We start from the raw sequence: 12,624 nt of genomic DNA on the forward strand, positions 1-12,624 counted from the left end.
GTTTTCATACAAAACAAAAAATCTGTCAGGTAGTCTGACAGATCTAGTCTTTTGTCTATATTCAATCAGCCCCATGGCTGATATGCTTTAATTAAATATAAAATCAGTAGAAAAAACGAAAGGAACAGGCCATGAAATCCTTAGAGATTCGATTGAAAAACGCTGTGTTGGATGTAAAGCTTGACAATATCCTGAGAGGCATTGCCAGATCGCCGGAGCGCTGCGCCCGCAATCTGGTCGACCTTGGTAAAAGCGTCTCCCCAAAAGAGCTGACCCGCATCGAATACAGGCTGCTCTACGACGAGTTTTTAAGGCTGTGCATCTCCTCGGATATCGAGGGAACCAAAAGGAACTTTTTCAGGCATTTCACCCCTGACTAAAGCGCGCTTAAAAACCGCTTTACCGCCAGATTCTTACTGTCCACCACCAGATTTTCAAAACGCTCCTTTAAAAATTCCGGGCTTTCACGCATGCCCTCCTGCGCCCAGGCAACAATGATCCCCACTGTTCCGTAGGAAAAAAACGAAGCGATAAAGTCCATGTCCTCAAGTTTAATTTCCTTTTCGCCGCTGAGATTTGCGATGATCTCCTTAAACAGCTCCTTTGCCACCGAAAAGAGGTAGGCCTCAAACTCCTTCTGTCCTGAGGCTTTAAAGGCGTTGATGTAAAAATAATCCTCTTTCTTCATCTGCGTCAGCATCCTGTAAATACGGGAGCTCCAGTTCTCAAAGGTCAGGCCCTCTGTCATGACAGAAATGGCCTCATTATAATAAATCCAGTCCAGCAGCTCATATTTGTCCTGAAAGTGGTAGTAAAAGGTCTGCCTGTTCAGCCCGCAGCTTTTGGCGATATCTGAAATAGTGATTTTATCAAAGCTCTTAATGCGCATCAATCCCTTAAAGCCATCCGCGATGGCCTGTTTTGTTATCAATGATTCCGACATGGTTTTTTCCTCCGTTATGCTGAAAAAACCGGTGCTGCAAAAGCATACACCGGTTAATTAAAAATTCTATTGAAAGGCATTTTTTACCTTGGACCAGAATTTTTTACCTTCCTGGTGATTGTCATTGCCTGTTTCTTTGTCAAAAGCTCTCAATAATTCTTTTTGTTTCTTATTCAGTTTGCGCGGCACCTCAACTCTGACCGTAATGTACTGGTCACCGCGTCCGCGTCCGTTGACGTTCGGCACACCCTTACCCTTTAGTCTGAAGACCTTGCCGGTCTGGGTGCCTTCTGGAACCTTCAGCTTAACCTTGCCATCCACAGTCGGTACCACCAGCTCAGCGCCCAGGGCTGCCTGCGCAAAGGTCACAGGGATTTCCAGGTAAACATCGTCCTCCTCACGCTTGAAGATCGGGTCTTCCTTCACGCTGATATAAACGAAAAGGTCGCCCTTTCCGCCGCCGCGCGCGCCGGTGTTGCCCTCTCCGCGAAGCGGAAGGATGGAACCATTATCTACGCCTGCCGGAATCTTGATGTTGATGGTCCGTTCCTTTTCCTGGATACCGGAGCCATGGCAGGTATGACAGGGGTCATCGATGATTTCGCCCTCGCCGTGGCACTTGTCACAGACGGTGGTCTGCTGGATAGTGCCAAAAGGGGTCTGCTGACGGATATAGATCTGCCCGGAGCCGCCGCACTTATCACAGGTATGTGCTTCACTGCCCGGTTCCGCGCCGGAGCCATGACAGGTCGGACATTCTTCCTGACGCTTGATTTTAATCTTCTTTTCAGTTCCAAAAACGGCTTCTTTAAATGAAAGATTGATGTTAATCTTCATATCAGAGCCACGGCTTGGACCACGTCGTCCTCCGCCGCCTCCGCCAAAACCGCCGAAGCCGCCAAAACCGCCGCCTCCGCCGAAAGAACTGAAAATATCGCTGAAAATATCCTCAAAGCCACCTCCGCCGAAACCGCCGTAGGAGCCGCCGCCAGCGCCGCCAAAGCCGCCTTCCATACCCGCGTGACCGTACTGGTCATAGGTCGCACGCTTGGTTTCGTCACTTAAGACCTCGTAGGCTTCATTGGCTTCCTTGAATTTTTCTTCAGCCTCCTTATCGCCCGGGTTCTTATCCGGGTGATATTTCATGGCCATCTTGCGATAGGCCTTTTTTATTTCATCTGCGCTGGCGCTTTTTTCAACGCCCAGCACCTCGTAGTAATCTCTTTTTTCACTCATGCTTCTATTCACCTCGCCTCATATTGTAACCTAAAAGGCCCAGCCTGTAAAGAATCATTATTAAAGATGGCAGCCATTACAGCTGCCATCTCCTAAAGTCTATCTTATTGTCGGGCTCACAGCGGACGTCTTACTTGTCGTCGTCGCTGACTTCTTCGTATTCAGCTTCTACGACGTCATCGTCGCCCTTCTGGTCAGCAGACTGCTGTTCCGCGGTCTGTTCCTGAGCGGTCTGTTCGTACATTTTCTGAGCGATCGGATATAAAGCTTCGTTTAATTCTTCGATGGCTTTATTGATTGCCTCAACGTCTTCGCCTTCACCTGCGGTCTTAACCTTATCAATGGCGGCGGTTACCTTGCTCTTTTCATCGTCGGTAATCTTGCCTTCCATGTCCTTCAGGGACTGTTCTGCCTGGTAAGCAGTTGAGTCTGCGTTGTTCTTGGCTTCGATCAGGTCTTTTGCTTTTTTATCTTCAGCTGCGTGCTGTTCAGCTTCTTTTACAGCCTTGTCGATATCATCTTCACTCATGTTAGTGGTTGATTTGATCACAACATTCTGAGATTTGCCGGTGCCTAAGTCCTTGGCAGATACGTTGACAATACCGTTGGCGTCAATATCAAAGGTTACTTCGATCTGTGGAATACCACGTCTTGCAGCCGGGATACCAGTTAACTGGAAACGGCCCAGAGTCTTGTTGCCAGAAGCCATTTCACGTTCACCCTGTAATACATGGATGTCTACAGCAGTCTGGTTGTCAGCAGCGGTAGAGAATACCTGGCTCTTCTTGGTCGGGATGGTGGTGTTGCGTTCGATCAGTTTTGTGAATACGCCGCCCAGGGTTTCGATCCCTAAGGAAAGCGGGGTAACGTCGAGCAGGAGCACGTCGTTGACTTCGCCGGCCAGTACACCACCCTGGATAGCTGCGCCAATGGCAACACATTCGTCAGGGTTAATGCCCTTGTAGGCATCTTCACCGGTTAAGTTCTTAACCGCATCCTGTACTGCCGGGATTCTTGTGGAACCACCAACCAGGATCACCTTGTTCAGTTCGTTTTTGCCAAGGCCTGCGTCGCTCATCGCTTTTGAGACAGGTCCTTCAGTTTCTCTTACAAGACCAGAGGTTAACTCGTCGAATTTCGCTCTTGTCAGGGAGAGTTCCAAATGCTGCGGTCCTTCTGCGGTTGCAGTGATAAACGGCAGGTTAATGTCGGATTTCATAACGCTGGAGAGTTCGATTTTAGCCTTTTCAGCAGCTTCTTTCAAACGCTGTAACGCCATTTTATCAGATTTCAGGTCGATACCGTGGGATTTTTTGAATTCATCCGCCATCCAGTCAATGACCTTGTTGTCAAAGTCGTCGCCGCCAAGGTTGTTGTTCCCGTTGGTCGCCTTAACTTCGAAAACGCCGTCGCCTAATTCCAGGATGGATACGTCGAAGGTACCGCCGCCAAGGTCATAAACCATAATTTTCTGGTTGTCTGCCTTGTCAAGACCATAAGCCAGTGAAGCAGCGGTTGGTTCGTTGATGATACGCAGTACATCTAAGCCGGCAATTTTACCAGCATCCTTGGTTGCCTGTCTCTGAGCATCGCTGAAGTAAGCAGGTACCGTGATAACAGCCTTGGTAACTGTTTCGCCAAGGTAGGCTTCTGCGTCTGATTTTAATTTCTGCAGGATCATTGCAGAGATTTCCTGCGGTGTATAGCTCTTATCGTCGATGGTTACCTTATAGTCAGTCCCCATGTGTCTCTTGATGGAAGCGACTGTACGGTCCGGATTGGTGACAGCCTGACGTTTAGCTACCTGGCCGACCAGTCTTTCACCGTCTTTGGTGAATGCGACAACGGACGGCGTTGTACGGTTCCCTTCTGCATTTGGGATAACAACCGGTTCGCCACCTTCCAAAACAGCTACGCAAGAGTTTGTAGTACCTAAGTCAATACCAATAATTTTTTCTTTACCCATAATATATGTCCTCCTATTGATTCGAAAGTTTGTTTTCCAGATTTAATTGCCGACCGGATGGCCGGACTTTGCGTCGTTTCCAAAACGCCGACGCCATGCGTTTTTTTACTTCTGATTAACCTTAACCATTGCGGGTCTTATGACCTTGTCCTTAAAAGTGTAGCCCTTCTGGAAAACCTCCAGAACAACCTGATCATCTTTTTCAGGATCTTCTCCAACAGCAACGCCGTGGTGGAAGTTCGGATCAAAGGCAGTGCCCACGCAGTCAATTTCCTGCAGGCCTTCCTCATTCAGAACACCGATTAACTGCTTGAAAACCATCTGGACACCCTCGCGGTATTTATCCGCATTGTCATCATCGGCTGCCGCTTCGGCGCGGTCCAGGTTGTCAAGCACTGGTAAAAGCTTTGTGACAAAGCCTTCAAGAGCAAACTGGTAAATGTCGGTCTTTTCCTTCTGCGTTCTTTTTTTATAGTTTTCAAAATCCGCCTGAAGGCGCATAAGACGCTCCATCGCTGCTTCCTCAGCTTTGGCCGCTTCATTTACCGATTTTTCAACATCCTCAACAGCTTCCTCTGCTGCCTGTTCTTCTGTTGTCTGTTCCTCTGCTGCCTGCTTCTCCGTAGCTTTTTCCTTAACGGTTTCGTCTACGTTTTGTTCCATCTTTTCTTCCTTAGCCATTTAACCACCTATTTCATTAATAATTTTGTTAAGTTTGTGTTCAGTTCATTTCTTATATAATCAAGAACCGAGGAGACATTGTCATAATTCATCCTCGTTGGTCCTATGACCCCAAAAGCACCTACGGTCTTTCCTTCCAGCTCGTAGGTTGTTGTAATAATACTGAATTCCTTCAGATTCTCATTATCATTTTCATCCCCGATGCTGATGTTAATCACCTGACTGGTGTCATCATTTGAAAGGATACCCGCCAGCAGCGGTTTCTCCTCAATCACATTGACCAGGTGACGGATTTTTTCCACATCACTGAATTCAGGATAATTGAAAAGATTTGTCAGACCCATGGAGTGGATGTCTGAAGCCTCTTCCATCAAAGTATCCCTTAATACCGGAAGAATTTCCCGGAGCAAATTGCTTTCGTCCGGAGACAATTCCTGAATCTGATCAACCAGCTCCATATTAATTTCCTGGAAGGAAATATTTTTGAGGAAGCTGTTTAAGACATTACTCAGTTTCAGAGCCAAAGTGGTGTCAATTTCCTGCGAAAGGGTCATTTCAATGTTCTTTGCCATCCCTTCATAGGTGACCACAATGAGTAAAACCCGTTCCTTAATTAAAGGAACAATCTGTACGTGCTTGCAGTTAAAGCAGGAAACCCGCGGCGACAGCACAACAGAGGTGTAGTTTGTCAGCTGGGACAGCACCTTTGCCGTGTGGTTCATGGTGTTATCCAGCTCCCTTGTTATTTTAAGATACCCATTATGGATGTCATTTCTCACAACCTTAGCTAATTTTTGAATTTGCATGATCTCATCGACATAATAGCGGTATGCCAGCTGAGTCGGAATTCTTCCAGATGAGGTGTGCGGCTGCATTAAAAAGCCCAGGTCTTCGAGATCAGCCATTTCGTTCCGGATGGTCGCAGGGCTGATGCCAAGGTTATAACGCTTTGACAAGGTCCGGGAGCCTACCGGTTCGGCGGTATTGATGTAATCCTTAATGATTACCTCCAATATCTTCTTCTTTCTCTCTTTCAAGTCCATTTTGTTCACCTCTTTATTAGCACTCGTTACATGTGAGTGCTAATATCTTGACTATAATATACCACCAGGGTCTTACTTTGTCAATAGATTTCTATAAGATAAATGTCAAGTTTTTAAGATTTAAACATTATTTAAGCAAGGCCGTCCACGGCGTATTCCACCACAGCAGACCCACTCTAAACAAAGGCTACAAACACCTGATTCGCCAGGTCCTGCCCCTTTGGGGTAAGCCGGATCACCTGATCCTCACGCGTGAGAAGGCCCCGCTCTACAAGGCTTCCGATTTCCTCAAAATCCTCAAAAAAACTACTGCCAAACAGTTCCCGGTAATCCGCATCATCCACACCGCACATGCGCCGCAGGCCCAGAAACATAAAGTCGCCCTTTTTCTCCTGGGCGTCCAGAGTATGCGCCTCGAGCACCGGGGCTTTTCCCTGCGTGACCAGAGCGCAGTAGTCTTCCATATCCATCACATTGGTTCGGCGCTCTTCCTTGTAATAGGAGGCTGCCCCCAGTCCAAAGCCCACATAGGGCTTCATCACCCAGTACAGGCTGTTGTGACGGCTTTCCCAGCCATTTCTCGCAAAGTTTGACAGCTCATACTGCTCAAAGCCGTTCTCAGCCAGACCATCAATGATGGCGTGCTGCATCTGCCGTTCAAGCCCCTCGTCCGGCACCGGCAGCTTTCCCTGGCGGTACAGCGTGTCAAAGGCTGTTCCCTCCTCGATTTTCAGGCTGTAGCAGGAAATATGCTTTATGGGCGCAAAGGCGGTAAGCCGGTCAATATCCTGCCGCACATCCTCCAGGGTCTGCCCCGGCAGGCCGAACATCAAATCCGCTGAAATATTCTCAAATCCCGCGCCTACCAGCAAATCAAGAGACGCCACGAAATCCGCGCAGGTGTGGATACGCCCCAGAGCCTTCAGCCCCCTGTCGCTTGTGGTCTGGAGACCCATGCTCACACGGTTGAGGCCCATGCTGCGGTAAGCCCGGCATTTCGCATCGGTCAGGGTTCCAGGGTTCGCCTCAATGGTCGCCTCAATGGCCGCCTCTGGCAGCTTAAAGCACTCACGGATACAGTCCATGACCTTTCCGATATAACCGGCCGCCACATAGGAGGGCGTGCCCCCGCCAAAATAAACCGTTCCCGCGGGCAGCCTGCCATGCTCAGCCGCGAAGGCCTTTATCTCAAGGCAGACCGCGTCAAAATAGCGCCCGGCCTCAGCCTCGCCAAGACCTGCCCATGAGGGAAAGTCACAGTAACGGCACTTCTGCCGGCAGAAGGGGACATGCACATAAATTCCGACATTTTCCATTAAAACGCTCCTTTTTATAAAATATGATGAAAAAACAAATTGTCACCAGGACAAATTTAAGTCTTTATGTTACAATATATTCTATATAATAAAGTAGAAAGAGTCAAAGGAGTGAACATATGAAAAAATTTGTAGGCATTGGGGCGCTTATTGCCGCGGCTGCCGCAGTCCCATATCTGATTCATAAAAAACGCCAGAAAAAGCTTCAGGCAGAAGATTTTAGCCAGAACGACAGCCTCCCGCTTCCAGAGAAAAACCCCTGGGAAACCGATTTTAAGGACGAAGACCACCTGATCTTCTGTGACGAGTCCAACCTGGGCAAGCGGCTGATCCAGCTGGAAAATTCCATCAATATCCGCGATATCGGCGGCTATACCGGCCTGGACGGACGCAGGACAAAATGGCGCAAGGTGATCCGCAGCGAGGAGCTGGCCCACCTTTCCGATAAGGATGTGGAATACTTTGAGGAACTCGGCCTCAAGCATGTCTTTGACTTCAGGGACGCGCCTAAAGCCAAGGCCATGCCGGACAAGCTGCCCTCCACCGCAGATTACAAAAACATTCCGGTGCTCAAAAATATTCCCTTCAGCCACAACGAGATCGACTTTACAGCCCCTGACGGCATTGATGCGTTCATGCGCAAAATCTACCGCTACCAGGTCGAAAACGCCGCTCCGCTTTACGCAGAAATCCTCAAGGTCATGACCGACCCCAACCAATACCCCATCCTGTACCACTGCACCAACGGAAAGGACCGCACCGGCTTCATGACTGCCCTCATTCTGCTGATCTGCGGTGTACCGGAGGAAACCATCATCTCGGATTACTCCCTGACCAACCTGACCTTCGATGAAGCCTTCGAGGTTCTCGGCACCATCATGGCCGATGAAATGAACGAGGCCAAGGGTATTTCCAAAGACCAGCTCAAGGATTTCTTTGGCGTCAAGCCTGAATGGCTGAAGATCCAGCTGAACTACATCAAGGAAAACTACGAAAATGTCGACGCTTACCTGCTTGATAAAACCGATCTGACAAAAGAAGATCTGGACAAAATCCGCGAAAACATGCTGGAAGCGCCAAGCGTATAAAAAACAAAACGGACGGCAGATCTGCCGTCCATTTTAATTGGAGAAACATCATGCAGACCCATCGCCTGTTCGAAATTATCTACCTGCTTCTGGACAAGGGGCAGATGACCGCCAGCGAGCTGGCAAACCATTTTGAAGTCTCTGTCCGCACCATTTACCGGGACATTGACCGCCTGAGCGTTAGCGGCGTCCCCATTTACACCAACGTGGGAAAAAACGGCGGCATCGCCCTCATGGACGGGTACACCCTGGATAAGTCCATCCTGAGCGACGCTGAGCAGAATGAAATCCTCATGGCCCTTCAAAGCCTTAAAGCCGTCGAGTACCCGGACCCTGACGGCCTGCTCACCAAACTGGGAACTTTTTTTAAAAAGAACCAGCAAAGCTGGATCGAGGTGGATTTTACGGGCTGGGGCGGTTCCATACAGGACCGGAAGCGCTCAGACGAGCTCAAAAACGCCATTCTCAACCGGCGCACCATCCACTTTTCCTACTGGAGCGCCGACGGGAAGAAAAGCGAGCGCACCGCTGATCCCATCAAGCTGCTGTTCAAAGGCCACAACTGGTATCTTCAGGCCTACTGCCATACGAGACAGGACTACCGCGTGTTCAAGCTGTTCCGCATCCAGGACCTGCAGGTGCTGGGGGACACCTTTGAGCCCTATCCCGCCGTCCCCTTTACCGAAACAGCTAAAACCGTCATGACCCCGCTCCACTTTACCATCCTTAAAAACCGGGCCTACCGGGTTTACGACGAGTTCGCCGGTGCCCAGGTTACCCCGCTGCCCGGGGGCGACTTTGACGTGCGCACCTGTCTGCCTGTGGACAACTGGCTCATAGGCTACCTTCTTTCCTTTGGCGGCGACCTGATCCTCCATTCCCCCAAACCCCTCTGCGCGTCCCTGAAAGAGGAGCTTGAAAAAGCTCTGGCCCATTATACCTGATACCAGCACACCCGGCTTTACAGACGTCTCAGATACTCCTCATCCCCGAGCAGTTCCCGCTTCACCCTGTCCAGCGCACGGCTGCACTGTTTATGGACAGTGGAGCGGCTCTTCCCCCTTTTCCTGGCGATCTCGGCGTAGCTGATACCTTCCATGAAATGCCGGCAGACCGCCTCATAGGTTTTCTGCTCCATCTTTTCTTGCATCACCTCCAGCACCTTCTGCGCCATACAGCCTCTGATGGCCAGCTCCTCCGTATTCTCCTCAGCCGGAAGCTGGTTCTTTTTCACGCACTCCCCTCTCTGGACTCCGGCTGTTTTTTCATCCATCGAGTAGATAAACCGCCTTTTCTCAAGTCCAATGCGCCAAATCCGGTTTGAAATCATAAACCGCAGACGGTTTTTAAGGTAATACCGGAAATACACATGCCGGTACTTTTCCGTGTCAAAATCCTCAATGGCCTCCAATATCTGCAAGCAGGCCTCCTGGTACATTTCCTCCCGCTCCTCTTTATCATAAAAAGACCGGTAAACCATGCTGTAAGCCATGGGCTTGAAAAGATTGACCACTGCCAGCTTCATGTCCTTGTCGCCCCGCTTAGCCATCTCGATAAAGCGGAGGATCTCGGCCTGGTTGTCCTGCTCATTCACCGCTTGCATTTTCATCCCTCCTCTGCTCAGGCGGCAGGGTTTTCTGAGCGGCCAGCTCCCCGATCATGCCGCGCACACTTTCCGGAAGCTCCTCAAGGGCGCGTTTACGCCCCCGGCTGGCCCGGTAGCTGCGCATAAAATTGGACTGAATGACCGAGTGAAAGGTGCCCGCCTCCATCAATGCCCACTCCCGGAGGCTGGCCGGAGAGCCCACAATGCCGCGGATATCCTCCGGCAGCTTGTCGAATTCCTCCTCGGCGTACCAGGCCGAATTTTTAACCGCCCTGGAAAGCTGGTTCCAGGCCTCCATTTCCGAGAGCTCCGGCGGCGCGGTGAGCAGCCTCAGCTTGTCCAGAACCATGCCCACAGAGGGCGGAAAACCCTTAGTGTCACTGGCGATAAAGGCCCGCACCGCACCGGATACCAGCCCGTACTCATACTCCTCAAACATCCCCTGCCAGAGGCTGACCACAGTTTTCAGGTCCTCCTCCGACTGGTTATTGTAATAATAGGGATAGGCCGCCCTGATGACCGCCAGAATTTTTAACGTTTCGTTTCGGTTCACATTTCCTCCTCATCGCTTAACATTTTTAAAAAAGGATTGGTGGTTTCCTTTTGTCTCTTTTTGTCTGGTTTGTTCTGTTTATAGAATGTGGTACTGCCGCCTGTACGGCTCCCTGTCTCACTGCCCGCACCACTGCCTGTACTGCTGCCTGTACTACTGCCCTTACTGCCGCGCGCCTCCCGGACCCGCAGGGATACCGGATAAATGTGATATTTTGCCGGTATCACCCCAGACGATCCGGGCAGGTAGTCAATGAGCTCCCTCTCTTTAAGCACCTTCCGCGCCTTATGGATTCCACTGTCCGAAAGCCCCGAAAAAGCCTGCAGCGTCATATTCGGCGCTGTAAACCAGCTCTTCCAGCCACAGAGGTTATTGATCATCATGAGCCCGTGCCACAGGGATATCTGCCCGGAGGCCAGAGGCCTCAGCAGCAGATAATCCCGCATGGCGTTGAGCTCCGCCAGGTAGTTAAGCCCCATTCTCCACCTGCTCCAGCATCTCCTCCAGCTTTTGGCAGCGGCGGTGCGTGCCGATCAGCACACGGGCCAGTGTCCCGGCCTCACAGCCGTATTCCTCGGCTGGAACCGGTTCACTCCCCTCCTCATAGTGGTAAAGGATGGAGGTCTTTGCGTCCCCCTTATGCAGCATTTCCAGGGCGTGTACCTTTCGTTCAAACTGCTCCTTCGCCCATTCCATTTTTACATCGTCCTTTATAAACAGCAGCAGCCCGCGCAACCCCTGCATGTTCACCATCCACATGTGGCGGTGCCTTCCCCCAAAATACACCCGGCGCTTGCACTTGCTTCCCAAAACGATGAGCCCGGCCAGCTTGCTGGCTGAGGTCTGGCCGAGCAGGGGCAGGATCGGGCTCAGCGCCAGCCATACCTCCGGCTCTCCGCCGTAATACATAGGCGGGTCAATGACCGCCGGTATTGTCTCAAGGCCCGGCAGCCAGAGCGTATCATAGCAGGTTGTGTCTGTAATGGTAAACTTATGCATAGCACTGTCTCCCCCAGGCCACAGCCTTTTCCTCCAACAGCTCAAACATGATGGCCATGCCCTCCGGGTCCGCTTCTTTGCCCAGCAGCGCTGCCAGGCGATGAATCCCCTCGATGTCCGCCGTGGGCAGAAATTCGAGCAGCCCCAGCCTGTCCGGCGCCGCCGCAATACGCATGGTCACGCCCAGCGCATCGCTGTGCTCTGCGATAAAAGCGTCAATGCCTTCTCGTTTTCCCATGAGCGCCGCTGCTTCGCGGATATTGTAGCAGGGGGTGGCGCCCGTACCGTACACCACCGTCACGGGCTGCTCCGGCGACCTGCCCAGAAACAGCGTGCGGTTATAATATGCCCTTAATAATTCCTCCCGGTTCATCTGCAAATCCATGAGCTCCATGCAGAACAGCTGGTCCAGTGTGGTGATAGCCGGCTGATCCTTCAGCTCCTCGGGTGTGACAACCATTCTGTTTATTTGATTATTCATTTGATCGTTCCTTTCGGAACACCGGTGTTCTTTGTTTTTTCAAGCTTGTAGGTGTATTATACCGGGCGCTGGCCAATGCCGCAAACCGCGGGTTGGCGGCGTAAACCGGCAAAAAAGGGTAAAATATGGCTGTTTTCATCTGTATATCGGGTATTATTTTGCACTTATGGGACAAACACATACCTTTTTCATCTTTTTTCCAGCGCAGCCGCCACCTGCCTTGCCTCCTCCAGCTTGCGCCTTATGGTGGCGTCCCGGTGCAGATGGCGCACGATCATGCCGTTTTTAAGCTCCAGGCATTTCGCCTCCTTTACAGGCCCGGGGCCGTTAATTAATTAAATCCAAATTTACCCAGCTGTAGGCATACTTCTCCCCGGCTTTGGTCGATTTGGTCTTAATCTGGACAAAGGTACATTTTGGGCCGCGGTACATGGGCAGAAGCTGGCTGCCCGGCAGAAGCGCCCTGGCCGCCTTTTCCGCCGCCGCAGTGCTCACAATATCCCATTCCTCCAGCCATCTGGCAAAGGTTGCCTTACTCCGGTAAAACTCCAGCCCCCGCCAGTCCTCAAACCAGACCCGAAGGCCATCCCCTGCTTCCGGGTCTGTAAAAACCTCCACCCAGGCAATACGGATTTTGTCTTTAAGCACTGCGTACAAATCTTTTTTATTCATAATAACTCCTTCTCTCTTTATTTAGAGCAAAAAAATAACA

General features: G+C 50.8%; 15 protein-coding genes. 3 read left to right on the plus strand and 12 right to left on the minus strand.

The genetic code is table 11. The annotated features are described in order from the left end of the window. Window positions 1-131 precede the first annotated feature (131 nt). The gene (locus tag BUC22_RS00515) at window positions 132-380 is read left to right on the plus strand and encodes a hypothetical protein (protein ID WP_013381806.1); all 249 of its coding nucleotides are present in this window, start codon (window positions 132-134) and stop codon (window positions 378-380) included. Here the strand turns inward: BUC22_RS00515 and dhaS are convergent. The 6 genes from dhaS to hemW all read right to left on the minus strand — a co-directional run bounded on the left by dhaS (window position 377) and on the right by hemW (window position 7,185). Then, window positions 377-943, minus strand: coding sequence for a dihydroxyacetone kinase transcriptional activator DhaS (dhaS, locus tag BUC22_RS00520; protein ID WP_013381807.1), 567 nt, complete (start codon window positions 941-943; stop codon window positions 377-379). The two genes, BUC22_RS00515 and dhaS, sit on opposite strands and share 4 nt — an antisense overlap. Before the next feature lie 66 nt (window positions 944-1,009). Continuing rightward, the gene (dnaJ, locus tag BUC22_RS00525; RefSeq protein WP_013381808.1) at window positions 1,010-2,179 is read right to left on the minus strand and encodes a molecular chaperone DnaJ; all 1,170 of its coding nucleotides are present in this window, start codon (window positions 2,177-2,179) and stop codon (window positions 1,010-1,012) included. A 130-nt stretch (window positions 2,180-2,309) separates the two neighbouring features. After that, complete coding sequence (dnaK, locus tag BUC22_RS00530; protein WP_013381809.1) at window positions 2,310-4,145, minus strand: molecular chaperone DnaK; 1,836 nt, start codon at window positions 4,143-4,145, stop codon at window positions 2,310-2,312. Window positions 4,146-4,250: 105 nt separating this feature from the next. Then, complete coding sequence (gene grpE / locus BUC22_RS00535) at window positions 4,251-4,826, minus strand: nucleotide exchange factor GrpE (protein WP_013381810.1); 576 nt, start codon at window positions 4,824-4,826, stop codon at window positions 4,251-4,253. Between the two features lie 8 nt (window positions 4,827-4,834). Beyond that, window positions 4,835-5,869 carry a heat-inducible transcriptional repressor HrcA gene (gene hrcA, locus BUC22_RS00540; protein WP_013381811.1) on the minus strand — a complete coding sequence of 345 codons (1,035 nt, stop codon included), beginning with the start codon at window positions 5,867-5,869 and terminating at the stop codon, window positions 4,835-4,837. Between the two features lie 176 nt (window positions 5,870-6,045). Next, window positions 6,046-7,185: a radical SAM family heme chaperone HemW gene (gene hemW, locus BUC22_RS00545; RefSeq protein ID WP_073381802.1), complete on the minus strand. Its 1,140-nt coding sequence runs from the start codon at window positions 7,183-7,185 to the stop codon at window positions 6,046-6,048. Window positions 7,186-7,304: 119 nt separating this feature from the next. Here hemW and BUC22_RS00550 point away from each other — a divergent pair, with 119 nt between their 5' ends. Next, window positions 7,305-8,273, plus strand: a complete 969-nt coding sequence (locus BUC22_RS00550; RefSeq protein WP_073381804.1) for a tyrosine-protein phosphatase — start codon at window positions 7,305-7,307, stop codon at window positions 8,271-8,273. A 50-nt stretch (window positions 8,274-8,323) separates the two neighbouring features. Next, window positions 8,324-9,217, plus strand: coding sequence for a helix-turn-helix transcriptional regulator (locus tag BUC22_RS00555; protein ID WP_013381814.1), 894 nt, complete (start codon window positions 8,324-8,326; stop codon window positions 9,215-9,217). A 17-nt stretch (window positions 9,218-9,234) separates the two neighbouring features. Here the strand turns inward: BUC22_RS00555 and BUC22_RS00560 are convergent, their stop codons facing one another. The 6 genes from BUC22_RS00560 to BUC22_RS00585 form a co-directional block, all read right to left on the minus strand. Then, the gene (locus tag BUC22_RS00560; RefSeq protein ID WP_013381815.1) at window positions 9,235-9,876 is read right to left on the minus strand and encodes an RNA polymerase sigma factor; all 642 of its coding nucleotides are present in this window, start codon (window positions 9,874-9,876) and stop codon (window positions 9,235-9,237) included. Continuing rightward, entirely contained in the window at window positions 9,860-10,432 is a 573-nt protein-coding gene (locus tag BUC22_RS00565) for a replicative helicase loader/inhibitor (RefSeq protein WP_013381816.1), read from the minus strand. Before BUC22_RS00565 ends, BUC22_RS00560 begins: the two co-directional genes overlap by 17 nt. After that, complete coding sequence (locus BUC22_RS00570; protein WP_013381817.1) at window positions 10,429-10,911, minus strand: hypothetical protein; 483 nt, start codon at window positions 10,909-10,911, stop codon at window positions 10,429-10,431. Before BUC22_RS00570 ends, BUC22_RS00565 begins: the two co-directional genes overlap by 4 nt. Then, window positions 10,901-11,431 (minus strand): hypothetical protein, encoded by a 531-nt coding sequence (locus BUC22_RS00575; protein ID WP_013381818.1) that lies wholly within the window; start codon window positions 11,429-11,431, stop codon window positions 10,901-10,903. The genes BUC22_RS00570 and BUC22_RS00575 overlap by 11 nt, the downstream gene beginning before the upstream one ends. Then, window positions 11,424-11,912: a hypothetical protein gene (locus tag BUC22_RS00580; RefSeq protein ID WP_013381819.1), complete on the minus strand. Its 489-nt coding sequence runs from the start codon at window positions 11,910-11,912 to the stop codon at window positions 11,424-11,426. Before BUC22_RS00580 ends, BUC22_RS00575 begins: the two co-directional genes overlap by 8 nt. A 327-nt stretch (window positions 11,913-12,239) precedes the next feature. After that, entirely contained in the window at window positions 12,240-12,584 is a 345-nt protein-coding gene (locus tag BUC22_RS00585) for a hypothetical protein (RefSeq protein ID WP_013381822.1), read from the minus strand. Between the last annotated feature and the right edge of the window lie 40 nt (window positions 12,585-12,624).

This window comes from Eubacterium callanderi (assembly GCF_900142645.1).
Lineage (GTDB): Bacteria > Bacillota > Clostridia > Eubacteriales > Eubacteriaceae > Eubacterium > Eubacterium callanderi.

Coding starts and splice junctions, on each gene's coding strand:
- BUC22_RS00515 (WP_013381806.1), top strand. CDS start 132: ATGAAATCCTTAGAGATTCGATTGAAAAACGCTGTGTTGGATGTAAAG.
- dhaS (WP_013381807.1), bottom strand. CDS start 943: ATGTCGGAATCATTGATAACAAAACAGGCCATCGCGGATGGCTTTAAG.
- dnaJ (WP_013381808.1), bottom strand. CDS start 2,179: ATGAGTGAAAAAAGAGATTACTACGAGGTGCTGGGCGTTGAAAAAAGC.
- dnaK (WP_013381809.1), bottom strand. CDS start 4,145: ATGGGTAAAGAAAAAATTATTGGTATTGACTTAGGTACTACAAACTCT.
- grpE (WP_013381810.1), bottom strand. CDS start 4,826: ATGGCTAAGGAAGAAAAGATGGAACAAAACGTAGACGAAACCGTTAAG.
- hrcA (WP_013381811.1), bottom strand. CDS start 5,869: ATGGACTTGAAAGAGAGAAAGAAGAAGATATTGGAGGTAATCATTAAG.
- hemW (WP_073381802.1), bottom strand. CDS start 7,185: ATGGAAAATGTCGGAATTTATGTGCATGTCCCCTTCTGCCGGCAGAAG.
- BUC22_RS00550 (WP_073381804.1), top strand. CDS start 7,305: ATGAAAAAATTTGTAGGCATTGGGGCGCTTATTGCCGCGGCTGCCGCA.
- BUC22_RS00555 (WP_013381814.1), top strand. CDS start 8,324: ATGCAGACCCATCGCCTGTTCGAAATTATCTACCTGCTTCTGGACAAG.
- BUC22_RS00560 (WP_013381815.1), bottom strand. CDS start 9,876: ATGCAAGCGGTGAATGAGCAGGACAACCAGGCCGAGATCCTCCGCTTT.
- BUC22_RS00570 (WP_013381817.1), bottom strand. CDS start 10,911: ATGGGGCTTAACTACCTGGCGGAGCTCAACGCCATGCGGGATTATCTG.
- BUC22_RS00575 (WP_013381818.1), bottom strand. CDS start 11,431: ATGCATAAGTTTACCATTACAGACACAACCTGCTATGATACGCTCTGG.
- BUC22_RS00580 (WP_013381819.1), bottom strand. CDS start 11,912: ATGAATAATCAAATAAACAGAATGGTTGTCACACCCGAGGAGCTGAAG.
- BUC22_RS00585 (WP_013381822.1), bottom strand. CDS start 12,584: ATGAATAAAAAAGATTTGTACGCAGTGCTTAAAGACAAAATCCGTATT.